We start from the raw sequence: 25,541 nt of genomic DNA, 5'->3' as shown, positions 1-25,541 counted from the left end.
TCAGCCGACCTTGGCGCGGATGTCGCGCTTCGTCCAGCGGGCCAGGGCGGCGCGCAGGGCCTCGGCGTCCAGCGGCTTGACCAGATGGTCGTCCATCCCGGCCTCCAGACACAGGCGGCGGTCCTCGGCGAAGGCGTTGGCGGTCAGGGCCAGTATGGGGGTCGCGTCGCCGGCGGCGCGGATGGCGCGGGCGGCGGCGGGGCCGTCCATGCCGGGCATCCGCATGTCCATGAAGACCAGGTCGTAGCGGGCGCGCTGAAGGGCGGCGACGGCCTCGTGGCCCGTCGCCGCAGTCTCGACCGTGCAGCCCTCGCGGCGCAGCAGGGTGCGGGCCAGAAGGGCGCCGACCGGATTGTCCTCGGCCAGCAGCACCCGCACCCCGGCGAAGCGGACGGGGGCGACCCGGTCGTCCTCGGGCGGAGCGACGCCGCTGGGCGCCCCGAGGTCGCTGGCGGCGGCGCCGGCGGCGGCCAGCACCCGCTCGGCCAGGGAGGCGCGGCGCAGCGGCTTGATCAGATAGCCGTGAAAGCCGGCGGCGCGATAGCGGGCGATCAGGTCGCGTTCCGACGGTTTCAGCAGGACGATGCCCCGCCCCCCGCCTTGAGCCACGACGTCGGGCAGAGGCGCCAACTCGCCGGCGGGCGCGCCGGAATGGTCGATCAGGCAGACCGCCGCGCCGTCGGCGACCTTGCCGCCGGACGCCTCGATCTGGGCCCTGGCCGCGGCGAGGACGAAGGGTTCGGGCGAGAGGACGGTCACGACCTGGCCCTTCAACGGCGTGTCGCGCGTCCCGCCCGAGAGGGGGGCGACGGCCTGAAACCCCGCCTCGAAGCGGAAGCGGGCGCCCCCGCGCGGGTCCGCCCCGTCCGGCCGGTCCTCGACCGTGACCGTTCCATCCATGGCGCGGGCCAGTTTGCGCACGACCGCCAGCCCCAGACCGGCGCCGTCGTGGCGTACGGCGTCGGAGGAGTCCGCATGGCCGAACTCCTCGAAGATGCGGTTGCGGGCCTCGGGCGCCACGCCGGGACCGGTGTCGTCGACGATGAAGGCCAGGCGCGGCCGGGCGGGATCCGCGTCGGCGCGCTCGACCGAGATGAGAACCCCGCCGGTCTCGGTGAATTTCACCGCATTGCCGGCCAGGTTGAACAGGACCTGACGCAGACGGCCCTCGTCGGCCATGACGTCCGGAGCGTCGGCGGCGACCGACCAGACGATTTCCAGCCCCTTGTCGTGGGCGCGCGGGCTCAGCAGTTCGGCGACGCCGCGCACCAGCCCCTCCAGATCGACCGGGGCCAGATCGAACTCCAGCGCCCCAGCCTCCAGCCGCGCATAGTCCAGCAGGTCGTTGACCAGGCCCAGCAGGTGTTCGGCCGACTGGCGCGCATTCTCGGCATAGGCGCGCTGGGCCCCGTCCAGCCGGGTCCGCTGCAGCAGGTTGATCATGCCCAACACCCCGTTCAGGGGCGTGCGCATCTCGTGGCTCATCAGCCGCAGGAACTGCTGGGCCGGGTCGACGGCCGGAAGGGCCGCAGCCTCCGCCGCCGGGGTTTCGACCGTCCTGGTCTCGATCTTCTGGGTCGCTGCGCGTCGCGCCATGGTCGCCTCTTGGTTGGCGGCGAGCCTAGAGGCGGCGGGTTAAGGATCCCTCCCATCCGCTCATCCCCGCGAAAGCGGAGGTGGAAGATTCAGGAATAGAGGAAGGGCGCCTGCACGGGGCTGTCCTCCCGCATCCCGAACGGCGCCTCGCCCCGGGCGGCGACGCGGCGGTCGAACTGGGCCTCGGCGCCGACGGTGTTGCGGCGATAGATCAGGGCCTCGGCGATATGGCGGCGCAACACCCCGTCGCAGCCGTCCAGATCGGCGATGGTGCGGGCCAGACGCAGGGTCCGGGTCCAGCCGCGCGCCGTCAGCCCCCCGGCCTCGCCCGCCCGCATCATCAGCATCCGCCCCGCCTCGTCCGGCCGGGCGAACCGGTCCAGCGCCTCGCCCGAGGCCCGGGCGTTCAGCCCCTGCGAAGGATCGAGGCCGGCGGCCCGCGCCCGGTCTTCCTGCATCGCGCGGGCGGCGGCGACCCGCGCCCTGGCCTGGGCCGTGCCCTCGGCGGGCGGGGGCAGGGTCATGTCGGCGGCGGTGACCGGCGGGGTCTCGACCGTCAGGTCGATCCGGTCGAACATCGGGCCGGAGATGCGGTTCTGATAGTCGCGCTGGCAGCGCGGGGCCTTGCCGCAGGCGCCCCGGCCTAAACCGCCGATCCCGCAGCGGCAAGGGTTCATCGCCGCGACCAGCTGGAACCGGGCCGGATAGCGGATATGAGCGTTGGCCCGCGCCACCACGATCTCGCCCGTCTCCAGCGGCGCCCGCAGCGAATCCAGGGCCTGGGCCGAATATTCGGGCAATTCGTCGAGGAACAGGACGCCGTTGTGGGCCAGGGAGGCTTCACCCGGCCTGGCGCGATGCCCCCCGCCGGTCAGGGCCGCCATCGAGGCCGAATGGTGGGGGGCGCGGAACGGCCGGTCCCGCGTCAGGGCGCCCCGCTCGATCAGGCCGGCCACGGACCAGACCATCGAGGTCTCCAGCAACTCCTGCGAGGTCAGGGGCGGCAGCAGGCCGGGCAGCCGCTGGGCCATCATCGACTTGCCCGAGCCGGGCGGGCCGATGAACAGCAGATTGTGGCCCCCGGCGGCGGCGATCTCCAAGGCCCGTTTGGCGCTCTCCTGTCCCTTGACCTCGCGCAGGTCGGGGACGACGCCTCCGGTCGCCAGCGGTCCCGGCGCGGGCGCGCGCAACACCTGCGTCCCCTTGAAATGATTGACCAGGCCGATCAGCGAGCGCGGCGCCAGGATCCGCGCGCCGCCGGCCCAGGCAGCCTCGGGTCCCGTCGCCTCGGGACAGATCAGGCCCAGGCCCATGGCGTCGGCGGCGACGGCGGCGGGAAGCGCGCCCCCCACCCGCGCGATCTGTCCGTCCAGCCCCAGTTCGCCGATGGCGGCCCAGCCGTCCAGGGCGTCGGGCGCGATCACCCCCATGGCCGCCATCAGGGCCAGGGCGATGGGCAGGTCGAAATGACTGCCCTCCTTGGGCAGGTCGGCAGGGGCCAGATTGGCGATGATCCGCGCCGCCGGAAGGGCCAGGCCTATGCCGGAAAAGGCCCCGCGCACCCGTTCGCGGCTCTCGGCCACCGCCTTGTCGGGCAGGCCGACGATGGCGAACAGCGTCTCGCGGTTCTGGCCGACCAGCTGCACCTCGACGTCCACGCGTCGGGCCTCAACCCCGTCGAAGGCGACCGTGACGACTCGAGCAACCATGACGCGTCTCCCGTGCAATCAGGAGAACAAATCACGAACTATGGCGACTGGCAAGCGCCGTGTCGGATCAGGGGCGCTCGGCCTCGGGCGCCAGGGTGTGGATCACCTCCCCCGCCGCGTTCAGGAATTCGATGGCGCCATAGCCTTCCGGCGTGACGGTCAGGCGCAGTCGAGGGCGGTCCGCCTTGTCGGCCAGGGCAATGGCGGGCGTGCCGTCGGCCGCGACATCCAGCCGGATGCGCGTCGCGGTCTCGACGCCGGGAACGAGTCGGTCGCCCAGGGCCGGCTCGCGGATCAGCGGCGGGGCCTGGTTGATCGAGAAGCTGACCGCGCCGTCCGGGGAGACGCGCCAGCCGATGGCGTCCATCGCCGGATGATCCAGCGCCAGAACCGCCATCCCGCCGTCCACGTCGGCCGTGCCGAAGCCGCCGCGTTCGCTGCCCTTCTCGTCGTAGAGGATCAGGCCCGAGACATTGAAGGCGCGCTTGTACTGGATCCCGTCGATGATCGGCGCCGGCGTCTGACCGGCCAGGGTCATGCGGATCACCCCGTTCTCGTCGACGATGTCGATGCGCCGCGCGGTGATCCGGTCCTGATCGGGCGTTTCGACACGGGTTTCCGGCGTGCGGGTGGCGATGACCTGTTCGAGCGCGGCGACGGAGGGACGCCGCGGCGGCGCGTCCCCGGACTGGGCGAGCGCGTTCGAGGCGAACGCGAGACAGGATGCGACGGCGGCGGCCGGAACCGCGATGGCGAACCTCATGGAAATCCCCCTGCTGATGCGCCTCTCAGCCGGCGCGCTTCTTCTCGATGACGTCCCACATCAGGGCCGTGGCGTCGATACCGGTGAATTGTTTCAGCTGCTGGGCGCCGGTGGGCGAGGTGACGTTGATCTCGGTCATCCAGTCGCCGATCACGTCGATGCCGACGAAGATCAGGCCGCGTGCCTTCAGGGTCGGGCCGATGGCCTTGCAGATCTCCAGGTCGCGCGGGGTCAGTTCGACCGGCGCCGCCGTGCCCCCGACCCGCAGGTTCGAGCGCACCTGGTCCTTGGCCGGGATGCGGTTGATGGCGCCGACCGGCTCGCCGTCGATCAGGATGATCCGCTTGTCGCCCTTGGACACGGCCGGGATGAATTTCTGGATCACCAGAGGATCGCGCGAGCCCATGGCGTGGATCTCGACCAGAGCGTCCAGGTTCGGATCATCGGCCTTCAGCCGCACCACGCCCGAGCCGGCGGCGCCGTGCAGGGGCTTCAGCACCACCTCGCCGTGACGGCGGTGGAAGTCGGCCAGCTGCACCGGATCGGAGGTGATCAGGGTCGGCGGGGTCAGGTCGGGGAAGCGGGTGACCAGCAGTTTCTCGGGCGCAGACCGCACCTCGGCCGGGTCGTTGACCACCAGGGTCGTCGGGTGGACCGTCTCCAGCAGATAGGTGGCGGTGACATAGGCCATGTCGAAAGGCGGATCCTGACGCATCAGGATCACGTCCACGTCCTTGCCCAGGTCCAGACGCGCCTCGTCGCCGAAGGTCACATGGTCGCCGACCGTGCGCCGCACCGTCACCGGGCGGGCGCGGCAATAGAGGCGGCCCTCTTCCAGCGCCAGGGTGCGGAAGTCGTAGACCCACAGGCTGTGGCCCCGCGCCTGCGCCGTCTCGGCCATCAGGAAGGTGGTGTCCGAGGCGATGTTGACCGCCTCGATCGGGTCCATCTGGATGGCGACTTTCAGGGACATTGTTCTTGGGCCTATCGCGCTTCGCGCTACTTGAGGCCCGATGGGCGCGCAGCGCCCGGGGCCAGGATGTTTGGTGTCGTGAGGGGTGGGCGATCAGCCCAGCTGACGGGCTTCCTCGGCCAGCATGATCGGCACGCCCTCGCGGATCGGATAGGCCAGCTTGGCGCCGGCCGAGATCAGTTCGTTGGCGTCGCGGTCATAGGTCAGCTTGCCGCGCGTGACCGGGCAGACCAGCACCTCGAGCAGGCGGGGATCGACGGAGACCGGCGTATTGAAGGCGTCACTCATGGCGTTTTCCTGAAAGCGTGGCCGCTTATTGCATGGAGGGCGCGGCGTCGTCACCGGCGTCGGCGGCGTCGATGCGCAGGAGGGCGGTCAGGGCCTCGGCGCGCTGCATCATGCCCATGGCCTCCAGCAGGGCCTGTTTCTCGGCCGGCTCGAACGGCAGGGCCATCGACAGACTGTTGACCAGGGCCTCCATCGGGGCGGTCTCGGCCGTGTCCCAGTCGATGTCCAGCGCCCGGTGGGCCATATAGACCCGCAGGGCGTCGAGGAAGGCGTGGCGGTCGAAGTCCGGCTCCTCCGGCGGCGGGGCCAGGTCGGACTCATAGGCCTCGAAGGCGGCGCGCACCTGACGATAGGGCGATTTGGACGGCAGTTCGGCGGCGATGCGGAATCGCGACACCCCGGTCAGGGTGATCAGATACCGCCCGTCCGAAGTCTCGGCGAAACTGGTGATCCGCCCGGCGCAGCCGACCGGCGACAGGCCCGGCAGGGCCGGAACCCCGCCCGTGGGCTGGACCAGGCCGATGATCCGGTCGCCCGCCATGGCGTCGTCCACCATGTTCAGATAGCGCGGCTCGAAGATGTTCAACGGCAACTGTCCGCGCGGCAGGATGATGGCCCCGCCCAGCGGAAACACCGGGATCACCTGCGGCAGGTCGAGCGCCCTGACATAGCCCTGGGGCATCTTTTCTCCTTGGCCTGTCGCCCTTCGGGCTGTTTGAGGCCGTTTCCGTGGGCCTATCGCGCCTGGCGCTACTTGAGGCCGTTTCCGTGGACCTATCGCGCCTGGCGCTACTTCAGGCCCGGTTGGTCTTATTAAGAAAACAGGATCGACGACAGGCGGCGGCGGCCGTCCTTGGCCACGTCGGAACTGACGCCCGCCGCCTCGAAGATGACCAGCAACTGTTTGCGCGCCGCCTGTTCGTTCCACTCGCGGTCGGCCTTGATGATGTGCAGCAGATTGTCGACCGCGCCCTTGAAGTCGCCGGACGCGCTCTGGGCCTCGGCGAGATCGAACCGCGCCTGGTGATCGTTCGGATCGGCCGCGACCCTGGCCTCCAGTTCGGCCGAGGCGCCGGAGGGGGCCTTGGCCGCCAGGGCCAGTTGGGCGCGCACGCTCTGCACCGCAGGCTCCTTGGAGTCCTGGGGGGCCATGGCGATGGTCTGGGTCGCCTGTTCGGCGTCGCCGCCCGCCAGATAGACCCGCGCCATGCCGGCGATGGCCTTCTCGTTCTCGGGCTCGATCGACAGGACGTGGGCGAAGGCCTGGGCCGCGCCGCCGAAGTCGTTCAGCCCCAGGGATTCCTCGCCCAGCTCCAGCAGCTGGGCCGTCTCGGTAGAGCCGCCCTGACCGCCGGTCAGCTTGTCGATGAAGGCCTTGATCTGGCTGTCGGGAATGGCGCCCTGGAAGCCGTCGACCGGCTGACCGTCGACGAAGGCGTAGACGGTCGGGATCGACTGGACCCGCAGCTGGCCCGCATAGGCCGGGTTGGCGTCGACGTCGATCTTGACCATCTTCACCGAGCCCTTGGCGGCGCGCACGGCCTTCTCCAGCGCCGGGCCCAGGGTCCGGCACGGCCCGCACCAGGTGGCCCAGAAGTCGACGATCACCGGCTGGGTTTTCGACGCCTCGATCACGTCGGTCATGAAGGAGGCGTCCGTGCCCTCCTTGATCAGATCGCCGGAGAGGTCGGGGGACAGGGTCGGATCGAGCAGAGTCATGGCGGGGTCCGTGCAGAGGTCGGTCAGGTTCAACGGTTCAGATGGCGTCGGGATGCGTCGGCATCAAGCGCATAAAACGGCGCAGGCCCGCTTTCGCCGCTTCGGACGGATCAAACAAACTACGGAAAGGGGCGCAGCACCCATCAACTGATCTCGATCAGACGACATCCGTCGCCTGGCTGGATGCTGACCCGTGTCGCCACATGCGGGGTGACATAGCCGCCAAGGCCGGCCTCACCGTTTCGGCAGCGCACTTCGACGGTCCCTTCCAGCCGGGGAACGGCGTAAAATCGGTTGCCGGGCAGGCGATGAAGCGGTTGAGCCCGACCATCGCTCGTGACCAAACGAGCAGACGCAGCCTTCTGGTCTGGATCCAGCACGACGACCGAACCGACCAGTTTGGCGGCGAGGGCAGCGGTCAGGAGCACGGCCGCAGCGATTCCGATCCCGTAGACTCGTCTCACGACAGATCCCCCCGTCTTCGAAGTCAGATTTCTGCGACTGTGGATCGGCAGGTTTGCTCTGTCGAGCGGCTAGGACCGCTCCAAGCTTCACTCCGCCAGTGCCTCGAAATCCACCACGACAGGCTCACGCCCCAGCAACTCCAGCACCTGCCGGAACGCCGCCTGATCCAGAGCAGTGGTCGCCGTATTGGTCAGGGGGTGGAAGTTGACCGTCTCCGCCTCCCACAGCCGCCGGTCCAGCACGAAGGTCACGCGTCGATCCAGGTCGTTGATCAGGCCCAGGGCCGTGACCGATCCGGGGCGAACCCCCAGGGTCTCGAACATCAGGGCCTCGTTGCCGAACGACAGCCGCCCCGAGCCCATGGCCCCCGCCGCCCGCTTCAGGTCGATCACCGTGTCCTGACGCGCCGAGATCAGCCACAGCCGGCCCTTGTGGTCCTTCAGGAACAGGTTCTTGGTATGGGCGCCGGGCAGGTCGGCCTTCAGCTCCAGCCCCTCCTCGACGCGGAAGACGGCCGGGTGGTCGTGGGTGACGTGATCCACCCCGTGCTCGACCAGCCAGGCGGTCAGGCGATCACGGTTGAAGGCGGGTTCGGTCGTCATGGTTGAGCCGTGGGGTTTCGGGCGTTAGGAGGGATTCCATGGTCGATACCGTCAAGACACGCCCGCCGGAACTGGAATGCTATCCGATGTCGGCCCGGCCGCCGGATCTGGTGCCTGGTCGTCAGTCGCGCGACTGGATGGACGCCTTCATCAGTCGCCACCCCTATCGCTGCCTGCCGCTGAACATGGCCAACACCACGGGGTGGGAAATCCTGTGCCCGTTCGCCTTCTCGGCCGAATGGAACGGCGGCCCGCGCCAGGAAGACATCGTCATCACCCCGGACCGGCCCCAGCACGATCTGGACCATTTCGTCACCTCGCACTTCTCGCGCGGCGTCCTGACCCTTCACCCCCAGTATCTGTTCCGCACGCCGCCCGGCTGGGGGATGATGTGCTCGGGGTCGCCCAATCATGTGAAGGACGGAATCCAGCCGCTGGTCGGCCTGATCGAGACCGACTGGCTGCCCTTCCCCTTCACGATGAACTGGATCTTCACCCGGCCGGGCCGGATCAGGTTCGAGAAGGGCGAGCCCTTCTGCTTCATCAATCTGATCGAGCACAAGAAGGTCGAGCAGTTCCAGCCGGTGATCCGCACCCTGGAATCCAATCCGGTGATGAAGGGCCAGTTCGAGGCCTGGAACCGCGCCCGCACCGACTTCAACCAGCGCCTGGCCGGCGGCGACCCCGACGCCGCCAAGGAGGCCTGGCAACGCTACTATTTCAAGGGCGAACTGCCCGAGAACCTGGGCGCAGCGCCGCAGACCCATTCGAACAAGCGCCGTCTGAAGGCGCCGCGGATCGGCTGACCGTTCCTTACCACCGGCCCTGACCGGACGGCGGTAATCATGCCTCCCTCGACGGAGGAATGAACCATGACCGCCACACGCCGGGCCGCCTCGGCCCTGATGCTTAACTTGGGCCTGATCTTCGCGACCAGTCCCGCCAAGGCCGACGCCCGGTCTTCGAAAGGTTTCGTCGTCCCCGCCGGCCAGGACCGGGGACAGGCGCCGGTCGTCCTGTTCGGCGCCAGTCTCAATACGGTGAAGGTCTCGGCCGCCGACACCGCCGGACGGTTCTCGCTGTTCGAATACGAGGGGGCCGTAAAGGGCGGCCCGCCGCTGCACCTGCACGAGGACCAGGACGAGATCTTCTATGTCCGCGAGGGCGAGTACCTGTTCCAGGTCGGAGAGGAGCGCCGCCGTCTGGTCGCCGGCGACACCATCTTCCTGCCGCGCGGCGTGCCTCACGCCTTCGCCCAGTTGAGCGAGCGAGGGCGGCTGGTCTTCATGTTCACGCCCGCCGGCGACATGGAGGCTTTCTTTCGTGACCAGGCGGGTATGGGCGCCGGTCCGCCCACGCCGGAGGCGGCCCAGGCCTTGTTCTCGGCGCATGGGATGCGGGTTGTCGGCCCGCCGCTTCCGGTGGAATGATGGCCGGTCCGCTTGCAGCGGGCCCAGTCCAGGGGGAGGAGATGACGGCGCATTTTCATTTCGTCCCGCCTCATCCCGCCCTGGCGGGTCTGATCCGGCGTCACCAGGTCATTCGACTACGTTTCGCCTCTCAAGGCGACGAAGGCGGCGCGACGCCCGTCAAACCCTATTGGCCCCGTCCCGCTGCGGCCCTGGCCTTCTATGTGCGCGATCCGGAGACGTTGTGGTCGCCGCTCGATCCGACGCCGCGCATCAAACCCAGAGCCGTGGTGATCGGACAGCCGACGACCCTGACCTGGCGTCAGGGCGGTGGCGACTTCAGCGTCTATCAGATCGAATTCGAGCCGGGCGCGCTGTACCGGCTGATCGGCCTGTCGCTGGAGGAACTGACTGACGGGGATGTCGACGCTCAGGCGGTCTTCCCGCCCGACTTCGCCGAGCTGTTGCACAGGATCGAGGATGCGGACGACCCGACGACCATGATTCAGGCGGCGGAATCCTATCTGGGCCGGTTGTGGACGCGGCGCGACCGGCCAGTTCTGGCTGTCGATTGGGTCGCCAGTCGCCTGATTGTTCGACCCGAGGCCGGTCTGGACCGATTGGCGTCGAACGCCGGCCTCAGCCCGCGCCAGATGCGGCGTGATTTTGGCGGAAGGCTCGGGGTGTCGCCCAAGCTTTTCGCCCGCATCGCCCGCTTTGACGCCCTTATCCGACTGCGCAACCAGCGGCCGGAACAGGACTGGTTGGAGGCGGCGCTAGGCGCCGGCTACTACGACGACCATCATCTGAGGCGGGACTTCCGTCTCTTCGCAGGCGTCAGTCCGACCCGTTTCCAGCAGATGGAGGCGGAATCTCCCGAGCGCCGGTTCGGCTATCGGGAGACCTGATCTCAGGCCGCCGGCCGCGTCACGCGCGCGCCGAGGTTTTGGACCACTTCGCGGGCGTCGAAGGCGTTGGGGTCGTTGGCCGGCTTGGGGCCGCGTCCCAGGATGATCTCGGACGTGGCTTCGAACCGGTCGATCTGGCGCACGTCGAAATCGTCCGCGCCCCAGGGGCTGCCCCAGCGATCCCACGGGCTCCAGAAGCCGCCGCGATAATAGCGCCACGACGGACCCCAGTAGGGGCTGTAGAAACCATAGCGCGGACCGAACGGATCCGGCGAGCCGACGTAGCGGGTGTCGCGGTCGGTGGCCCGGTTGACCGTGGCGAACCAGTCGTAGCCGCTCTCTACCGTCAGTTCGGCCGAACGCAGCAACAGGCCCATCTCGACCTGTTCGCGCGAGGTCACCGAATTGCCGGAAAAGCTGACGCGGTAACGATTGTCCTCGACCCGCTGTTCGGCATAGCCGCCGCGCTGGCCGTTCAGGCCGGCGGGCTGATAGGGGGTGGCGGTGGCGCAGGCGGCCAGGGCCAGTCCCGCGACCATGGTCATCGCCAGGGCCTTGAGTGGGAGGGCTTTCATGAAATCAACTCCTTGATCGCCCCATGGGGGCGCGCTGGCGGCTGAACGGCGCATGAACGGCCACGTTCCCTGCCAATCTAGGAAGAAGCTGAGCCGCGTCTAGAGCCTCGATACAATCAATACGGCGGCGGCCATCAACAGGATGCCGACGAAGACCCCGAAACCGCGCCGGAACCGGGACTGCTGCATCCGGCGCGACAGGGCTGCGCCGGACAGGGCGTAGGCGCTCATCGACATCATATCCATGCCGATGGCGGCGACGGCGAACAGGGCCATCTGCGACGCGACCGGCCGGTTCACATCGACGAAGGGCGGCAGGACGGCGGTGAAGAACAATATGGCCTTGGGGTTGGCGATCTGGACCGCAAAGCCGTCGACGAAGGCGCTGCGGCCCTTGCGCACCACGACCTTTTCCGGATCGGCGGCGGTGCTGAAGGCCCCGCGCAAGGCCTTGAAGCCCAGCCAGGCGACATAGAGGGCGCCCAGGACGGCGATGATCTTGAAGGCCTGGGGGAAGGCCTTGACCAGGGCGCCCAGGCCCAGGGCGGCGGCGCCGAACCAGACCAGGGTGGCGCAGTTCATGCCGACGACCCCGATCAGGGCCGAGGCGCGGCCTTTCTCGACACCCGTGGCGACCGCGAACAGGTTCGCGGGTCCGGGCGTGATCGCCATGACCGCCATCACGCCCAGGAAGGTGGTGTAGAGGTGCGGATCGACAGGCAGGGCGGTCATGCGGCGTCGTGTCGCTGCGATCCGCCCGACGGTCAAGCCATCAAGCGGTCGGGCGTTCCGGGGCCTCGGGCGGTTCGGGGGCTTCCGGCGGTTCCGGCGCCTGCTCGTCCTGGGCGACCGCTTGCTCGGCCTGGTCGAGGGCGTACTGGGCGATCAGGCCGTAGGTTTCGAGCTGTTCAGGGTCGGGATTGGTCCAGGCGCTGTTGCGGGCGATGCCGGTTCCGGCGGCTATGCCCTGCTGCATGCCCTCCTCCATCGCCCGCTGGACCTCGGGGTCGTTCAGGGCGTCGGCGACCAGGGCGTCGATATCGATGTCCTTCAGCGCGGCGGCGGCGATCTCGGAAGCCTGTCTGGCGGCCTCGGCGGTGAAGGCGGCCACATCCGGCGCATATTCGGACCAGAGGGCGGCGACGCGGCGACCGCGTTCGCTCTCGCTCAGGCTCTCGTCCGCGGAAATGGCTTCGGCGCGCGACCCGAAGGTCTCCATCCGCGCCTCGAAGGATTGCGAGGCGGCCTCCAGCCTGGCCTCGGCGGAATGCGGGCCGGGCGCCGCGTCCTGGGCGAGCGCGGAGGACAGGGGCAGAAGCGCCAGGGCGGCGGTGAGGCTGAGCGCGCGGATCATGGGAACAGTCCCCGTTGATGACCCGTGCAAACTCCGCCCAACGCCGCCCCGTCTCAAGTGAAATCGCGGTAAGGCGCGGGCGGCCCTACTGCGGCGTCGCCGGAGCCTCGGCCGGCGCTGCGGCCGCCGGGGCGGCGGCCTGGGCGGCGATGGCCTGCTGAACGCCGGCGCGAATCTGGTCGGGCATGCTGCGGATCCGCTCGCCCACGGTAGTCGCAGCGGCGAGCATCTGGTCCTTCTTCTCTGCGTTCTCGGGCTTTTCGGACTCGGCCTTCAGGAAGGCTTCGACCTCGCCGCCGAAGGTGGTCATGGCCGGCGCATAGCGGTCGATGACGGTGTTGGTCTCGGCGGTCTTGGCGGCCGCGTCCTTGCTGTCGTCCTCGACGACGGCCTGCAACTCGGCGCTCATCTGTTCGATCTGGGCCTCGAAGGCCTGACCCTTGGCTTCCAGAGCGGCCTCTTCCGGGCTCTTCGGGGCCTCGGCCGGGGCGGCGGCGGGCGCCTGGGCCGGCGGGGCCGGCGGGACGGTTTCCTGGGCCAGGGCGGGGGCGGCGAAGGCGAGAACGGCGGCGGCCGCGGCGGAAGACAGAAGACGCATCGGGGAGATACTCCGGACAGGGCGGCCATGGCGCCGCACAAGCGGGTTGTAACGCGAAACCGGTCCGCCGTGTTCCCTCAGACCTCGAAAACCCGATAGGGCGTGTCGCCCAGGGTCCGCAGAACCGGCAGGGCGACATTGTAGACGGGCACGCCCCTGTTGGTCCGCCCCTCCGCGCCGCCGCGATGGGCGTGGCCGTGCACGACCAGGCTGACATTGTCGTAGCGGTCGATGGTCTCGGCGAGACGCGACGAGCCCAGGAAGGCGTGGATCTCGGGCGGTTCGCCCATCACCGTCTCGACCACCGGCGCATAGTGCAGCAGCACGACCGACCTTTCGGTGCGCAGCATCCGGATCGAGTTCTCGATGGCGTTGGCGTCCTCCACCGCCTCCTGCACGAACCGCTTGATCGAGTCCTCGCCGAACGAGCTGAGCATATAGCGGCCGAAACCGCCGACGAAGCCCTTGCCGCCGGCGAAGCCGACCCCGTCGATCTCATAGGCCTGGCCCGTCAGCATCTGCACCCCGGCGTCGCACAGCATCTGGGTGACGTGTTCGGGCTGGCCGCATTCGTGCTCGTGATTGCCCAGCACCCCGACCATCGGAATCTTGCACAGACGCAGATCCTCGAGCAGCCGCTCGACCTCGGGCGTCTTGCCGTAGTTGGTCAGGTCGCCGCACAGGCACAGGACGTCGGCGTCGTCGGACACCCGTTCGAACAGTTCGGCGTAGGGCCGCTGGGACGTCTCGCCGACATGCAGGTCGCCGACGGCGGCGACGCGCATCTTCCGGGCGGGGCCGGCGTCGAGACCGGGCTGGGGAGTCTGGGGGTCATCGGCCATGGGATGTTCCTTTGGTCAGCGAGCCGGGCGTTCAGTGAACCGGGTCGTGGCGCTCTTCCAGCCCCTTGCCGACCACGTCGCCGAAGCCCCATTCGGCGACGTCGGCGACATAGTCGCGCGGGCTGAACAGCCGGCCGCGACACACTTTCACGCGCGGCGCGGGCAGGTCGATCTGGGCCGTCAGCCTCTGGGTCAGCTCCTCCATCAGCCAGCGCGGCACCCGATCGCGCTCGGTCGGATAGGCGAAGCGGAAGTTGAGCAGATGGCTGGCCAGCACCTCCCAGTAGAGGTCCATCTGGTCCAGCAGGCTCTTCCAGTCGATGGCGTCCGACTGTTTCAGGATGACGTGGTTCACGTCGGCCCCGTCGTAGCGATAACGGTCCTGGATGAAGACCTTGGACAGGATCAGGGCCGTGGGCGGGGTGATCTTCACCTCATGGCCGTAGACGGTGATCGCATCCTCGCTGAACCAGCTGTCGGACACGGCGATGGTGCCGTTGGACATGGCGAAGATGACGTCGAAGAAGTGTTTCTCGTCCTTCCAGACCTTGGCGATCCAGCGCTCGTCCTCGACGTCGGTCCGGTAGCCGCGCGCCTGGAAGAAGGCCAGGATCCGGGGGTAGTCGCCGGGCTTGCAGAAGACGTCCAGATCCTTGGTCGGACGACGGATGCCCGTATAGGCCGTGACCGCATAGGTGCCCGACAGCAGGAAGGGGATGCCGCTCTCCTTCAGCAGTCGCAGGCTCTCCTCGTAGAAGGCCAGGGCGTCGGGCGGGGGCTCGAAGGTCGGTTCGGCGATGACGTCGGACATGGGTTCGCCCTCCATGGCGAGGGCAGGAAAACGACGCGCCCCGGCGAGGGTTCCTCAGACGGAGGTCTCCGGAATTCTACCTAGTTGTCACAGAACGGGATTCTTAAGACCTGGGCTCCACCCTGCGGCCATGGGGAAAGTCAGAAAGACTTTGGGACGTGGGCGCTGGCGGTTTTTCCGCCATGACGCGGGTCAGGCGGCGGGTCCGCCGGCCTGGGCCTATGTGCTGCTCTTCGTCGCCGCCCAGATCTTCGGCCAGTGGAGCGTCTCGGTGCTGCACGCCACCATCATGTGGCCCGCCAACGCCATACTTCTGGCCGCCCTGCTGCAACTGCATCGACACAAGGCGATGGGCGTCCTGGCCGCCTGCGTCGCCATCAATCTGGTCAGCAACATCATCCGCGGCGACCCCGGCGTCTTCGCCGTCACCAATGTCGCGCTGAACCTGCTGCAGGTCGCCGTCGCCGTCGTCCTGGCGCGCCGCCTGTGCGGCGCCGCCCTGGACATGCGCCGCCCGGGCCGGCTGTTCCGCTTCGCCGTCGGCGCCGTGGTCCCCGCCGTCGCCGTCAGCACGGCCCTGGCCGGCCTGATCGCCATACTGGCGGGCCGCATGCCCCCGGGCACGCTGAGCTTCCGCATGCACCACCTGTTCGACATGGAACTGCTGGCGATGATGATCGTCACGCCGACCCTGCTGCTGCTCGCGCGCAACCACCGTTTCCGCGACGACGCCCACGCCTCGCGCGGCGAGTTCGCCGCCCTGGTCGGTCTGCTGGTCGTCGCCTCCGCCTGGGCCTTCGGCCAGACCCTGGCGCCCATATTGTTCATCGTCTTCCCGCCCCTGATCCTGCTGGCCTTCCGCCTGTCGCCGCCCTGGACCGCCGGGGCCGTCATCCTGATCGCCCTGATCGGCGGAGCCGCCACCGTCACCGGCCACGGCCCCGTGACCCTGACCGTGCTGAGGCCCGACACGGCCCTGGACGCCATCCCCACGGTGATGCGCCAGATGAACGTCTTCCACCTGTTCCTGCTGGCGGTGGTGGGCACGGCCCTGCCGATCACCACCATGTCGACCGAGCGTCGCCGCCTGGTCGCCCGCCTGCGCGCCCGGACCGAATCCGCCCTCGCCGCCCAGGCCCGCGCCGAAAAGGCCGACGCCGCCAAGTCCCGCTTCCTGGCCCTGATGAGCCACGAGATGCGCACCCCGCTGACCGGCATCACCGGCTACGCCGACCTGCTGTCGCGCCGTCCGGGTCTGGACGTCGAGGGCCTGCGCCAGGTCGAGGCCGTGCACCAGTGCGGCGAGGCGATGCTGCGCCTGATCGAGGACCTGCTGGAGGTCTCGCGCGGCGGAGACGAGGTGGCGTTGAAGCCCGTCGATGTCCGGGCCCTGATCGAGGAGGCCGTGGGCCCCGCCCGCGAATGGGCGACCGTCCGCGGACTGGACTTCGCCGTGACCGTGACGCCCGCCGCCGAGGGCCAGGTCCTGACCGACGGCCGCCGCCTGCGCCAGATCCTGCATCACCTCGGCGCCAACGCCGTGAAATTCACCGGCAAGGGCGGCGTGCGGATCGAGGCGGACCGGATCGGAGAGCGGCTTCGCTTCACCATCAGCGACACCGGTTGCGGCATGACCGAAGACGTCCTGGCCGGCATATTCAGCCTGTTCGAACAGGCCGACGCCACCACCAGCCGCGTCCATGAGGGCGCCGGGGTGGGCCTGGCCCTGGCCAAGAGCCACATCGACCGCCTGGGCGGCGCCGTCGCCGTGGAAAGCGCCCCGTGGAAGGGCACGACCTTCACCGTCGACATCCCCGCCGAGCCGGTCGAGATCGCCGGGGCGAGCCGGTCGGCGCCGCTGGAGGAACGTCGGATGCGGGTTCTGATCGTCGACGACCATCCGTCCAATCGCGACCTTCTGCGCATCATGCTCCAGGCCGCCGACTGCGAGACCGTCGAGGCCTGCGACGGCCAGGAGGCCGTGAACGCGGTGGCCTCGGCCAACTTCGATCTGGTGCTGATGGACGTGCGCATGCCGGTGATGGACGGCGTCGCCGCCACCCGCGCCATCCGCGCCATGGACGGCCCGGCCGCCGAGACCGCCATACTGGCCGTCACCGCCGAGGCCATGCCCGAGGACGCCGCGCGCTGCATCGCCGCCGGCATGGACGCCCACCTGGCCAAACCGGTCACCCAGGCCCGGCTTTACGACGCCATCAACGCCGCCCTCGACGCCGCCGCCGACCGCGCGGACGAAGCCCAAGCCGCCTGAAAAAGGGCCGCCTGAAAAAGGGGCCGCGGCGCAAGCCCCGCGGCCCTTGTCTCCCTCAGTCCCGACCGATCACCAGGTCAGGTTGACCCGGGCGTAGGCGAACCGCCCGTTGAAGCCGAAGGGCGAATTATAGGGATAGCCCAGCACCCCGTTCGAGTTCAGCGTCGCTGGCGTCGCGTCGGGATATTCGTCGAACAGATTGTCCACCCCCAGGGCCAGGCCGACCCGATCGGTCAGCTGATAGCGGCCCTCCAGATCGACCACCGTCTTGTCGCCGGTGCTGTAATCATTCGCCGGCGTCGAGCCCGGCTGCAGCACGTCGCCGTAATAGGTGGCCCGCAGCGTCGCGCCCCACTTCTGCAGACGCCAGTCGGCGGCGGCCGAGACCTTGGTGTCCGGCGTCCCCTGTTCGACGGTCAGGATGCGCTGGCGGCCGAACAGGGTGTTCGACAGGCCGGTGTCCAGCGACACGTCGTTGAAGTTGGCGGCCACGGTGAAGTCGAAGTCCCCCACGGTCTCGGTCGGCAGACGATAGCGGCCCACGACATCCACCCCTTCCGTCGAGGTCGAGACCCCGTTCAGGAAGAAGCGCGCCGCCTGCACGCCCAGCGGCGTCAGCAGGGCGGGGTCGCGGATCAGCTCCGACAGGACGATCTGGTCGTCGATGTCGATCTTGTAGGCGTCGACGGTCAGGTCGAAGCCGCCCAGCCGCACCACGGCCCCCAGCGAATAGTTGGTCGAGGTCTCGGGCTTCAGCGGCCGTCCGCCCAGGGCCGTCCCGACCGGGCTGACCGACGGGAAGGTGCCGGTCTCCACCACGGCGCCGTCCTGGATCACCGACGAGGTCGAGGTGAAATAGGACTGCTGCAGCGACGGCGCCCGGAAGCCGGTCGAGACCGAGCCGCGCAGGGCGAAATTGGGCGTGAAGTCATAGCGGGCCGACAGCTTGCCGGTCTGGGTGTCGCCGAAGTCGGAATAGTCCTCGAACCGCACCGCCCCGGCCACCGTCAGCTTGTCGGTGATCGGCAGTTCGATATCGGCATAGGCGGCGAAATTGTCGCGATCGACGTCCACCTCGTTCGAGGGCTGGAAGCCGGGGAAACCCTGGGCCCCGCCGGTCAGGGCGGTGTTCGCCCCCAGCGGCCCGCGATTGTAGCTTTCCGGCTGTCCCGCCTCGATCTGGTAGTTCTCCCAGCGTTGCTCCAGGCCCCAGGCCAGATTCAGCGGACCACCGGCCAGACCGGCCTCGAACTGGCGGCTGAAGTCGGCGCCCAGCACCAGTTGGTCGTAGATCAGGCTGCCGGAATCGAAACTGGTCGGCGAGGCCGCCCCGTAGGTCGAGTTCAGCGTGTCCTCGGTCCGGAAGTCCAGGGCGTTGCGGCCGTAGACCAGGCTGAAGTCGGCGTCCCATCCGGCGATCTCGCCGCGCAGGCCGCCGGCCAGGGACGCGTCCTGCGAATTGACGGCGACCTTGGGCAGGAAGCCGTTCGGATAGACGGCCGTGACGTTGTTGATGTTGTCCGACAGGCGCGGGAAGGCCGCGCCTTCGCTGTCGCGGTCCTGATAGCCGGCCCAGCCATAGGCTTCCCAGCCGTTCCCCAGCCCCTTGCCGGCGTTGGCGAAGACCGTCCACTGTTCGACGTCAGGATCGCCGAAACGGGCGGTGATCGCGCCATTGGCGGCGGCGCGGGGATCATAGTCGGACCGGTTGGTCGATTCCCGGTTCAGATATTCGGCCGACAGGGTCAGGAAGCCGTCGTCGCCCAGAGAAAAGCCCTGCCAGGCCGAGGCCGTCACCGTGCCGCCGTCCTGTTCGTCACGCTCGCCGCGCGCCGTCTCCACCGTGGTCAGATACTGGCCGTAGGTGACATTGGCGCCGCCGCCGCTGGAGGCCTCCTTCAGCCGCAGGTTCACTACCCCGGCGATGGCGTCCGAGCCGTACTGGGCCGAGGCCCCGTCGCGCAGCACCTCGACCCGGTCCAGGGCCACGGTCGGGATGGTGTTCAGATCGACGGCGGCCGAGCCGCGCCCGACGACGCCGTTGGTGTTGACCAGGGCCGAGGCGTGGCGGCGCGTGCCGTTGACCAGCACCAGGGTCTGGTCGGGCGACAGACCGCGCAGGGTCGCCGGCCGGATCGAGTCGCTGCCGTCATTGGCCGACGGACGCGGGAAGGTCAGGGACGGCACGGTCTGGGCCAGGGCGGCGGCGAACTCGGTCGTGCCCCGGTTCTGCAGGTTCTGGGCGGTGATCACGTCGACGGGCGCCAGGGTGTCCAGGCGCGAGCGATTGGCGACGCGAGTGCCGGTGACGACGATTTCGTCCACCGTCGTGGCCTCGTCGACCGACGGGACGTCCTGGGCGAAGGCTGGTGCGGCGCCCAGCAGGGCGACAGCGGAGACGGTGGCGAGAAGGACGGGCGAAGCCGTCCGCAGGGAGGAGCGCATTGAGAGATTTCCTGATGTTTGTTCTTGGCGCGAACAAGCGCGCGGGCCGGCGCGCTGGGCGTCCGGCATGGGGATGGATCTGACGGGGGGCCTGGAGAGCGGCCTCAGCCGCTACATCGTCCGTCGACCTGCGAAAGGGTCGAATATGGCAGGACTATGGGCATCGTCGTCTCCGACCGCGCGGTCAGGGGGGGATCGCCTCGCGGTCATGGCCATATCAGGGCGGAGATGCGGCGGGTCAATCCATCGCCAGGGTCAAGTTTGCTGTCGCGAGTGGAGAGAAATTCTATCGAATGAGCGAATGCTCACCCCTCCCATCCCGTCTCGAACGGGTAGCGTTCGGCCCAGAAGTCCTGCAGGGCCGGCAGGGCGTCGACCCGTTTCACCACCTCGGCCATCTTCGGCGCGGCGCGATAGAAACGACCGCGCCTCGGCCCCCAGCGGCTGACGACCGCCACATACAGGTCCAGCACCGTCAGGGTGTCGCCCAGCAGGAAGCGGCCCGGCTCGACCTGTCCGTCCATCGTCGCCCAGCACTCCAGGATCCGGTCCTCGGTCCGTTTCAGCAGACGCGCCTGGTCCCCGGCGTCCTCGCCCGCCAGTCGCGACGGCGCGTCCCGCACCCAGTACATCGAATAGATGGCCGCCGGCACGAAACACATCCAGCGCAGGAACTGGCCGCGCCAGGCGTCGTCGGGCGCCGGCGCCAGGCCGGCCTCGGCCCGTCGCGCGGGATGGTGACGGTCCGCCAGCCAGATCAGTATGGCGGCGCTCTCGGTAAGCACCTCGCCCTCCGGCGTGACCAGGGCCGGCAGCTGCCGCATCGGATTGACCGGCGCCACCTTGTCCCGCTCGGCGTCTCCCTCCCAGGTCGGGGCCTCGACCACGGTGAAGGCCAGGCCCAACAGGGTCAGGGTCGCCTCGACCGGAACCGATCCCGACCCCGCCGCGCCATAGACGGTGAAGCTCATTCCACGCTCCTCGAATGTCGTCTCCTGCCCAGGGCCAACGCGCCCGCGTCTGAATCGCTGCCGGTCTCCGGCCAAGCCGGCAAGATGGGTCCATCCCCAGACCCGTCCCCAATTTCCTGAGGCAGAACCACAACATCTAGCGGGTAGGACAAAATGTGATCACCATATAGGTGAATTACGACTTGGCGCCGGGACCGCCGAGTCGCATGGTGAACCCCTCTCCGGAATCGCTCTCTCAGGTCCAGTTCGATGAACGCCATCACCCCGATCATCCTCCCCGAGCGCGCAGGTCTTCTGACCCCGTCCGCCGCCTACAAGCCGTTCCGGTATCCGTGGGCCTTCGACATGTGGAAGAAGCAGCAGCAGGTCCACTGGATGCCGGAAGAGGTGCCGCTGGGCGAGGACGTCAAGGACTGGGCCTCGACCCTGAACGACGGCGAACGCAATCTGCTGACCCAGATCTTCCGCTTCTTCACCCAGGCGGACATCGAGGTTCAGGACAACTACATGGAGCGCTACGGCCGGGTGTTCAAACCGACCGAGGTGAAGATGATGCTGGCCGCCTTCGGCAATATGGAGACCATCCATATCGCGGCCTACGCCCTGCTGCTCGAGACCATCGGCATGCCCGAGAGCGAGTTCGGCGCCTTCATGGAATACGAGGCCATGCGCGACAAGCATGACTACATGGGCCAGTTCGGCGTGGATTCCGACGCCGACATCTGCCGGACCCTGGCCATGTTCGGCGGCTTCTCGGAAGGGGTGCAGCTGTTCGCCTCGTTCGCGATGCTGATGAACTTCCCGCGCCAGAACAAGATGAAGGGCATGGGCCAGATCGTGTCCTGGTCGGTGCGCGACGAGAGCCTGCACTGCGAGGGCATCATCAAGCTGTACCACGCCTTCAACAAGGAGACGGGCGCCGTCACCAAGACCGTGGCCGACGACATCGTCGACTGCTGCAAGACCGTGGTGAACATGGAAGACAAGTTCATCGACCTGGCCTTCGAAATGGGCTCGGTCCAGGGCATGACGCCCGAGGACATCAAGCAATACATCCGCTTCATCGCCGACTGGCGCCTGCGCCAGCTGAAGCTGCCGGAAGTCTATGGCGTGACCGAGAACCCCCTGCCCTGGCTGCAGTCGCTGCTGTCGGGCGTCGAACACGCCAACTTCTTCGAGGCCCGCGCCACCGAATATTCCAAGGCGGCGACGCAGGGGAACTGGCACGGCGCCGACGGCGTCTGGACCGAGTTCGACCGGATGATGGCCCGCCGCGACATGAGCCTGGTCGCGGGCTGAGCCGCGACCAGGGGCGCCGTTCTAAAGCGGTGCGGCGCCGATCTGTTTGAGGATGCCAAGCTCGTCGGAGCTACCCCAGCGTTCGACCATCTTGCCGTCCTCGAACCGGCCGATCTGCAGGCCGCGAATCTCGACGGCCCTGCCGGTCGGGGCCACGCCCTGGAAGTCGCCCTTATGGGTGCCCGTCAGCGTATAGGCGAAGGCGACCTGGTCGCCCTCGCTGACCAGGGTCTTGGGTTCCACCTTCAGGTCCGGGAAGGCCTGCCGCATCTCGGTGAAGAAGGCCTTGAAGCCTTCCGGCCCCGCGCCCTGACCCGGTGCGGGGTCATTATCGACGCAGCCTTCGGCGACCACCTCGTGAAAGGCGTCAAGGGCGCCGGTGTTGACGATCTCGCCGAAGCGTTTGGTCGCGTCGATATTGGCTGTGGTTTCGGCCATTGTGTCTCTCTTGCGCTGGGGTTCGCCAGAGACAACCGTCCGATCCATCGAAGGTTTCAGCTCGACGTCGGCTTATCGCGGTGCGGGAGGCGCGCAGGCCGTCCGCACCCCCGACTGGCAGAGCCGCACCCGCTCGCGCCAGGCGGCGTAGTCGCGGTCGTACTGATCCTGGGCCGCGCGGGTCGCCTCGGCGTCCGCCCGCGCCCTTTCCTCGCCCTGGCGCACCTCGATCTGATAGCGGGCCAGGGCCGCGTCGTGCTCCAGCCGCGCCGCCGCATCGGCCTGATCGGCCAGGCCGTTCTGGGCCGCGATCTCGGCGTTCAGCGCCCGGGTTGTCCGCAGCTCGTCCTCGGTCTGTTTCGCGTCGTCGGCCCGGTGATAGGCCTCGCCGCGCGCCCGCTCCAACGCCTCGCGCGCCGCCGGATCATCGGGATCGGGCAACGCCCTCTGGTCACGATAGGGGTCCGGCGCAGCATAGGGCGCGGCCTGGCCCCCCGTCTGTCCCGCCGTCTGTCCCCCCGTCTGGGCGAATGCCTGGGTCGCAACGGCGCTCGCAACCAGCAGTACGGCGGCCAGCGAAACACGGCTGTCCATGCGGCTCTCCTCGGGTCAAGACCTGTCCTGCCGAACCTTGGCCATGTCGCGGTCCGGACCGCAATAACGCCGCATCAACGAAAAGGTGGCGCGCGGCCTGGCTTCGCGGCATGGTCTGGACCTCTCCGACGCCCCCGCCACCGAGCAGACGCCATGATCCTCACCACCACGTCCGGCGACTTCCCCATCCCCGCCGAGGTCGCGCGCCAGTTGCCGAACGTCCCGGCCCTGCCCGATACGGCCGCACCCAACGCCAAGCTGCAGATCGAGGATTTCCGCCACTGGCTGGACGCCTCGCCCGAACACGCCATCGATTATGAACGGCTGCGGCGCTGGCATCTGGTCCAGGACGAACTCGCCGCCCAGGCCAAGGCCGAGAACCGACCGTTCGTCGTCTCGGACGACGGGCTGGAATAGGCCCTAGGCGGGCAGGCGCAGTTCGAACACCGCGCCCGTCCCTTCGCCGGGGACCAGCCGCAGGTCACCGCCGTGCAGGGCCGCCAGCTCGCGCGAGATGGTCAGGCCCAGGCCGGTGCCGTCCGAACTCTTGGAGCTGACGAAGGGTTCGAACAGCCGTTCGGCCAGGCGCGGCGGAATGCCCGGCCCGTCATCGGCGATGCGGACGACGCACAGGCCGTCCTCGCCGAAGGCGCTGACCGTGATCGCACCCTTGCCGCGCCGCTCGGGCGGACGTCCGCCGTCGGCCTCGATCGCCTGACGGGCGTTGCGCATCAGATTGACCAAGATGCGATACAGCTGGTCCGGGTCGGCCTCGACCGCGAACCGGGCCGGGATCTGTTTGACCAGCTTGACGCCGTCCGGCTCCAGCCCCGCGTCCTCGGCCGCCAGGCTCAGGGCGCTGGTCAGGACCACGCGGGTCTTCTGCGGCGCCGGCTCCTCGCTCTTGCCGTATTCCAGCACATTGCGCGACAGGCTGGCGGCGCGGCTCAGCGCCCGCTCCAGCCGGGGCAGGGCCTTGGCCACCTGGGGGTCGGCCGAGGTCGCCAGCCGCTCCGACGCCATCTGGGCCGAGGTCAGCATGTTGCGCAGGTCGTGATTGATCTTGGCCACCGCCTCGCCCAGGGCCACCAGACGGGCGCGCGAGCGCAGGGATTGACGCACCTCCTCCTGCATCCGCGACAGTTCGCGCTCGACGCGGCCGATCTCGTCGTGACGGTCGGACGGGGCCTCGGCCTCGCTCTCGGGGTCGGCGGCGAACCGCTCCATCGACCGGGTCACCCGGCGCAGCGGGCGCAGCACCAGGAGGGCCAGACCACCATAGAGCAGCGCCCCGGCCGTCAGGGACACCAGCAGGGACACCAGAAGGCTGTTCAGCAGGAAGGCCTTCAGCTCCAGCTTCAGCGGCTGGGCCGGGGTGACGATCTCGATGAAGTCGCCGGACCGATAGCGCGGCTTGGCCTGGACCCGCAGCGACCGGTCGGGGTGGCCGAACAGGGTGCGCCAGGGGTCGGTCAGGCGGGCCCAGTCGTTCCTCTGGCGCAGGTCGATCAGTTCGGGCGCGCGCGGCAGATTGGGGGCCTGCAGCAACAGCCGCCGCACCCCCTGTTCGGTCAGGGCCACGGCCTGGACCCCGCCGATCCGCATCAGCTCCGCCGCCGTATCGTCCTCGACCGCGCTATAGGGCAGGGCCTCGACCCCCACCGAGGCCAGTTCGGCGGCCTGCAACCGATCCCGTAGCCAGCGTTCGTGGAAGGCCGCCAGATTGGGGGCCATGATCAGCCCCTCCACCGCCAGGGTGAAGGCTACGGTCAGCAGCAGCAGCCGCGACGACAGCCCGTCGGGCGCGCGGGGCTGCAGCCGCTCGCGCCAGGTCTCGATCCCCTCGGGCGACAGTTTCAGCGCCGCGGCCGCCTTGTCGAACAGCGCGCTCATGCCGGCGCCGCCCCCACGCCGCGCCGGGCGCGGATCATCTGGAACAGTTTGATGCCGATGGGCAGCAGCAGGGACAGGAAGACCACCCCCATCAGCGGCCAGAAGAACTGGTGCAGCAGCAGCGGCAGGTCCGGCCGCACCCCCGCCCGCAGCAGATCGCCCAGCTGCGACCCGATCCAGGTGTAGATGAAGGTGGACGGCAGCAGGCCGACGAAGGTGGCGATGACATAGGGCCGCAGGGGCACCGCCATCATCCCCGCCGTGGCGTTGACCAGGACGAAGGGCACGCTGGGGATGATGCGAAGGGTCAGAAGCGTGGTGAAGGCGTTGCGGTCGATCCCCTTGGCCAGACGGTCCATGAAGCCGGCGTCGGCCTCGAACTTGGCGCGCAGCCAGGTCCCGATCGAGGTGCGATAGACCATATAGATGACGACCGAGCCGATGGTGGCGCCGGTCGACTGGGCCAGGGCGCCGACATAGGGGCCGAACATCATCCCGCCCAGCAGGGTCAGGAAGACGGGGCCGGGAATGGTCGAGGCGGTGGCCAGGGCGTAGACGGCGACGAAACCGGCCAGGGCGATCCACCAGTGTTCGCGCGCATAGGCCTGAAGGTTCAGTCCGTGCTCGCGGATCAGGTCCATCGACAGATAGCGGTTCCAGCCCAGGGCGAAGAAGGCGGCCACCAGGCCGGCGATGGCCGCGAGCGGCAGCAGCCGCAGGCCCCATTCCTTCGCCGTTCGTTTCGCCATCTGGCCTTGATCCCCGAATTGCCGTCCGAGCGTTGACTCGCGCGGACATGCGACTTATACGCCCGCCCTTCCTGCGGCGGACGCCTCTTGCCCCGTCGCCCAACCTTTTAACGTCAGGAGCCGACCGTGAAGCGGACCTATCAGCCGTCGCGACTCGTGCGCAAGCGCCGTCACGGCTTCCGCAGCCGGATGGCCACCAAGAACGGCCAGAAGATTGTTGCGCGCCGTCGCGCCAAGGGCCGCAAGCGCCTGACGGCGTAAGCGGCTC

General features: G+C 68.8%; 28 protein-coding genes. 7 read left to right on the top strand and 21 right to left on the bottom strand.

All coding sequences use genetic code 11. From position 1 onward, the window contains the following. The 9 genes from ACIQ1T_RS14045 to ACIQ1T_RS14005 all read right to left on the bottom strand — a co-directional run bounded on the left by ACIQ1T_RS14045 (nucleotide 1) and on the right by ACIQ1T_RS14005 (nucleotide 8,115). Nucleotides 1-1,596, bottom strand: coding sequence for a response regulator (locus tag ACIQ1T_RS14045; RefSeq protein WP_395945166.1), 1,596 nt, complete (start codon nucleotides 1,594-1,596; stop codon nucleotides 1-3). 89 nt (nucleotides 1,597-1,685) lie between these two features. Further along, nucleotides 1,686-3,305 carry a YifB family Mg chelatase-like AAA ATPase gene (locus ACIQ1T_RS14040; protein WP_395945165.1) on the bottom strand — a complete coding sequence of 540 codons (1,620 nt, stop codon included), beginning with the start codon at nucleotides 3,303-3,305 and terminating at the stop codon, nucleotides 1,686-1,688. 67 nt (nucleotides 3,306-3,372) lie between these two features. Then, nucleotides 3,373-4,068 (bottom strand): hypothetical protein, encoded by a 696-nt coding sequence (locus ACIQ1T_RS14035; RefSeq protein WP_395945164.1) that lies wholly within the window; start codon nucleotides 4,066-4,068, stop codon nucleotides 3,373-3,375. A 25-nt stretch (nucleotides 4,069-4,093) separates the two neighbouring features. Next, nucleotides 4,094-5,041 carry a glutathione synthase gene (gshB, locus tag ACIQ1T_RS14030; RefSeq protein ID WP_395945163.1) on the bottom strand — a complete coding sequence of 316 codons (948 nt, stop codon included), beginning with the start codon at nucleotides 5,039-5,041 and terminating at the stop codon, nucleotides 4,094-4,096. A 93-nt stretch (nucleotides 5,042-5,134) separates the two neighbouring features. Then, nucleotides 5,135-5,329, bottom strand: coding sequence for a Trm112 family protein (locus tag ACIQ1T_RS14025; protein ID WP_292223225.1), 195 nt, complete (start codon nucleotides 5,327-5,329; stop codon nucleotides 5,135-5,137). 25 nt (nucleotides 5,330-5,354) lie between these two features. Beyond that, a complete protein-coding gene (locus ACIQ1T_RS14020) occupies nucleotides 5,355-6,011 on the bottom strand; it encodes an LON peptidase substrate-binding domain-containing protein (protein ID WP_395945162.1) in 657 nt (218 codons plus the stop codon). 131 nt (nucleotides 6,012-6,142) lie between these two features. Further along, nucleotides 6,143-7,048 (bottom strand): thioredoxin, encoded by a 906-nt coding sequence (gene trxA / locus ACIQ1T_RS14015; protein WP_395945161.1) that lies wholly within the window; start codon nucleotides 7,046-7,048, stop codon nucleotides 6,143-6,145. 143 nt (nucleotides 7,049-7,191) lie between these two features. Continuing rightward, nucleotides 7,192-7,512 carry a hypothetical protein gene (locus ACIQ1T_RS14010; RefSeq protein WP_395945160.1) on the bottom strand — a complete coding sequence of 107 codons (321 nt, stop codon included), beginning with the start codon at nucleotides 7,510-7,512 and terminating at the stop codon, nucleotides 7,192-7,194. 87 nt (nucleotides 7,513-7,599) lie between these two features. Next, entirely contained in the window at nucleotides 7,600-8,115 is a 516-nt protein-coding gene (locus ACIQ1T_RS14005; protein ID WP_395945159.1) for a prolyl-tRNA synthetase associated domain-containing protein, read from the bottom strand. 38 nt (nucleotides 8,116-8,153) lie between these two features. Between ACIQ1T_RS14005 and ACIQ1T_RS14000 the strand changes: the two genes are divergently transcribed. The 3 genes from ACIQ1T_RS14000 to ACIQ1T_RS13990 all read left to right on the top strand — a co-directional run bounded on the left by ACIQ1T_RS14000 (nucleotide 8,154) and on the right by ACIQ1T_RS13990 (nucleotide 10,432). Then, nucleotides 8,154-8,921 carry a DUF6065 family protein gene (locus ACIQ1T_RS14000; RefSeq protein ID WP_395945158.1) on the top strand — a complete coding sequence of 256 codons (768 nt, stop codon included), beginning with the start codon at nucleotides 8,154-8,156 and terminating at the stop codon, nucleotides 8,919-8,921. Between the two features lie 66 nt (nucleotides 8,922-8,987). Further along, nucleotides 8,988-9,545, top strand: coding sequence for a cupin domain-containing protein (locus ACIQ1T_RS13995; protein ID WP_395945157.1), 558 nt, complete (start codon nucleotides 8,988-8,990; stop codon nucleotides 9,543-9,545). 41 nt (nucleotides 9,546-9,586) lie between these two features. Then, the gene (locus ACIQ1T_RS13990; protein ID WP_395945156.1) at nucleotides 9,587-10,432 is read left to right on the top strand and encodes a helix-turn-helix domain-containing protein; all 846 of its coding nucleotides are present in this window, start codon (nucleotides 9,587-9,589) and stop codon (nucleotides 10,430-10,432) included. A 2-nt stretch (nucleotides 10,433-10,434) separates the two neighbouring features. Here ACIQ1T_RS13990 and ACIQ1T_RS13985 read toward each other — a convergent pair whose 3' ends face one another. The 6 genes from ACIQ1T_RS13985 to ACIQ1T_RS13960 form a co-directional block, all read right to left on the bottom strand. Next, nucleotides 10,435-11,007 carry a CC0125/CC1285 family lipoprotein gene (locus ACIQ1T_RS13985; RefSeq protein ID WP_395945155.1) on the bottom strand — a complete coding sequence of 191 codons (573 nt, stop codon included), beginning with the start codon at nucleotides 11,005-11,007 and terminating at the stop codon, nucleotides 10,435-10,437. Between the two features lie 99 nt (nucleotides 11,008-11,106). Then, entirely contained in the window at nucleotides 11,107-11,739 is a 633-nt protein-coding gene (locus ACIQ1T_RS13980; protein ID WP_395945154.1) for a LysE family translocator, read from the bottom strand. Between the two features lie 40 nt (nucleotides 11,740-11,779). After that, nucleotides 11,780-12,361: a hypothetical protein gene (locus ACIQ1T_RS13975; protein ID WP_395945153.1), complete on the bottom strand. Its 582-nt coding sequence runs from the start codon at nucleotides 12,359-12,361 to the stop codon at nucleotides 11,780-11,782. 85 nt (nucleotides 12,362-12,446) lie between these two features. Continuing rightward, nucleotides 12,447-12,959: a translation initiation factor IF-2 gene (locus tag ACIQ1T_RS13970; protein ID WP_395945152.1), complete on the bottom strand. Its 513-nt coding sequence runs from the start codon at nucleotides 12,957-12,959 to the stop codon at nucleotides 12,447-12,449. 77 nt (nucleotides 12,960-13,036) lie between these two features. Beyond that, the gene (locus tag ACIQ1T_RS13965) at nucleotides 13,037-13,801 is read right to left on the bottom strand and encodes a metallophosphoesterase (protein WP_395945151.1); all 765 of its coding nucleotides are present in this window, start codon (nucleotides 13,799-13,801) and stop codon (nucleotides 13,037-13,039) included. 31 nt (nucleotides 13,802-13,832) lie between these two features. Then, nucleotides 13,833-14,612 (bottom strand): hypothetical protein, encoded by a 780-nt coding sequence (locus ACIQ1T_RS13960; RefSeq protein WP_395945150.1) that lies wholly within the window; start codon nucleotides 14,610-14,612, stop codon nucleotides 13,833-13,835. Nucleotides 14,613-14,763: 151 nt separating this feature from the next. On the opposite strand from ACIQ1T_RS13960, the gene ACIQ1T_RS13955 reads away from it, so the two are divergent. Beyond that, nucleotides 14,764-16,884: a response regulator gene (locus tag ACIQ1T_RS13955; protein WP_395945149.1), complete on the top strand. Its 2,121-nt coding sequence runs from the start codon at nucleotides 14,764-14,766 to the stop codon at nucleotides 16,882-16,884. Between the two features lie 69 nt (nucleotides 16,885-16,953). On the opposite strand, the gene ACIQ1T_RS13950 is transcribed toward ACIQ1T_RS13955, so the two are convergent. Beyond that, a complete protein-coding gene (locus tag ACIQ1T_RS13950; RefSeq protein WP_395945148.1) occupies nucleotides 16,954-19,329 on the bottom strand; it encodes a TonB-dependent receptor plug domain-containing protein in 2,376 nt (791 codons plus the stop codon). A gap of 305 nt (nucleotides 19,330-19,634) precedes the next feature. Beyond that, nucleotides 19,635-20,300 (bottom strand): glutathione S-transferase family protein, encoded by a 666-nt coding sequence (locus ACIQ1T_RS13945; RefSeq protein ID WP_395945147.1) that lies wholly within the window; start codon nucleotides 20,298-20,300, stop codon nucleotides 19,635-19,637. A gap of 249 nt (nucleotides 20,301-20,549) precedes the next feature. Between ACIQ1T_RS13945 and ACIQ1T_RS13940 the strand changes: the two genes are divergently transcribed. Further along, a complete protein-coding gene (locus ACIQ1T_RS13940; protein ID WP_395945146.1) occupies nucleotides 20,550-21,599 on the top strand; it encodes a ribonucleotide-diphosphate reductase subunit beta in 1,050 nt (349 codons plus the stop codon). Between the two features lie 21 nt (nucleotides 21,600-21,620). Here the strand turns inward: ACIQ1T_RS13940 and ACIQ1T_RS13935 are convergent, their stop codons facing one another. Together ACIQ1T_RS13935 and ACIQ1T_RS13930 are read right to left on the bottom strand one after the other, a co-directional pair. Then, on the bottom strand, nucleotides 21,621-22,037 hold the full coding sequence (locus tag ACIQ1T_RS13935) for an ester cyclase (RefSeq protein WP_395945145.1): 417 nt from the start codon (nucleotides 22,035-22,037) through the stop codon (nucleotides 21,621-21,623). 72 nt (nucleotides 22,038-22,109) lie between these two features. Next, on the bottom strand, nucleotides 22,110-22,631 hold the full coding sequence (locus ACIQ1T_RS13930; RefSeq protein WP_395945144.1) for a hypothetical protein: 522 nt from the start codon (nucleotides 22,629-22,631) through the stop codon (nucleotides 22,110-22,112). A gap of 153 nt (nucleotides 22,632-22,784) precedes the next feature. Here ACIQ1T_RS13930 and ACIQ1T_RS13925 point away from each other — a divergent pair, with 153 nt between their 5' ends. Next, entirely contained in the window at nucleotides 22,785-23,048 is a 264-nt protein-coding gene (locus ACIQ1T_RS13925; RefSeq protein WP_395945143.1) for a hypothetical protein, read from the top strand. A gap of 3 nt (nucleotides 23,049-23,051) precedes the next feature. Here ACIQ1T_RS13925 and ACIQ1T_RS13920 read toward each other — a convergent pair whose 3' ends face one another. Both ACIQ1T_RS13920 and ACIQ1T_RS13915 read right to left on the bottom strand, forming a co-directional pair. Beyond that, the gene (locus ACIQ1T_RS13920; protein WP_395945142.1) at nucleotides 23,052-24,524 is read right to left on the bottom strand and encodes a sensor histidine kinase; all 1,473 of its coding nucleotides are present in this window, start codon (nucleotides 24,522-24,524) and stop codon (nucleotides 23,052-23,054) included. After that, the gene (locus ACIQ1T_RS13915; protein WP_395945141.1) at nucleotides 24,521-25,273 is read right to left on the bottom strand and encodes a TVP38/TMEM64 family protein; all 753 of its coding nucleotides are present in this window, start codon (nucleotides 25,271-25,273) and stop codon (nucleotides 24,521-24,523) included. Before ACIQ1T_RS13915 ends, ACIQ1T_RS13920 begins: the two co-directional genes overlap by 4 nt. A 126-nt stretch (nucleotides 25,274-25,399) precedes the next feature. Between ACIQ1T_RS13915 and rpmH the strand changes: the two genes are divergently transcribed. Beyond that, nucleotides 25,400-25,534 carry a 50S ribosomal protein L34 gene (gene rpmH / locus ACIQ1T_RS13910; protein ID WP_003164000.1) on the top strand — a complete coding sequence of 45 codons (135 nt, stop codon included), beginning with the start codon at nucleotides 25,400-25,402 and terminating at the stop codon, nucleotides 25,532-25,534. Nucleotides 25,535-25,541: the final 7 nt, after the last annotated feature.

It is taken from the genome of Brevundimonas sp. (assembly GCF_044336875.1).
In the GTDB taxonomy this organism is placed as follows: Bacteria; Pseudomonadota; Alphaproteobacteria; order Caulobacterales; family Caulobacteraceae; genus Brevundimonas.
This window is presented reverse-complemented; position numbering and strand designations above follow the sequence as displayed.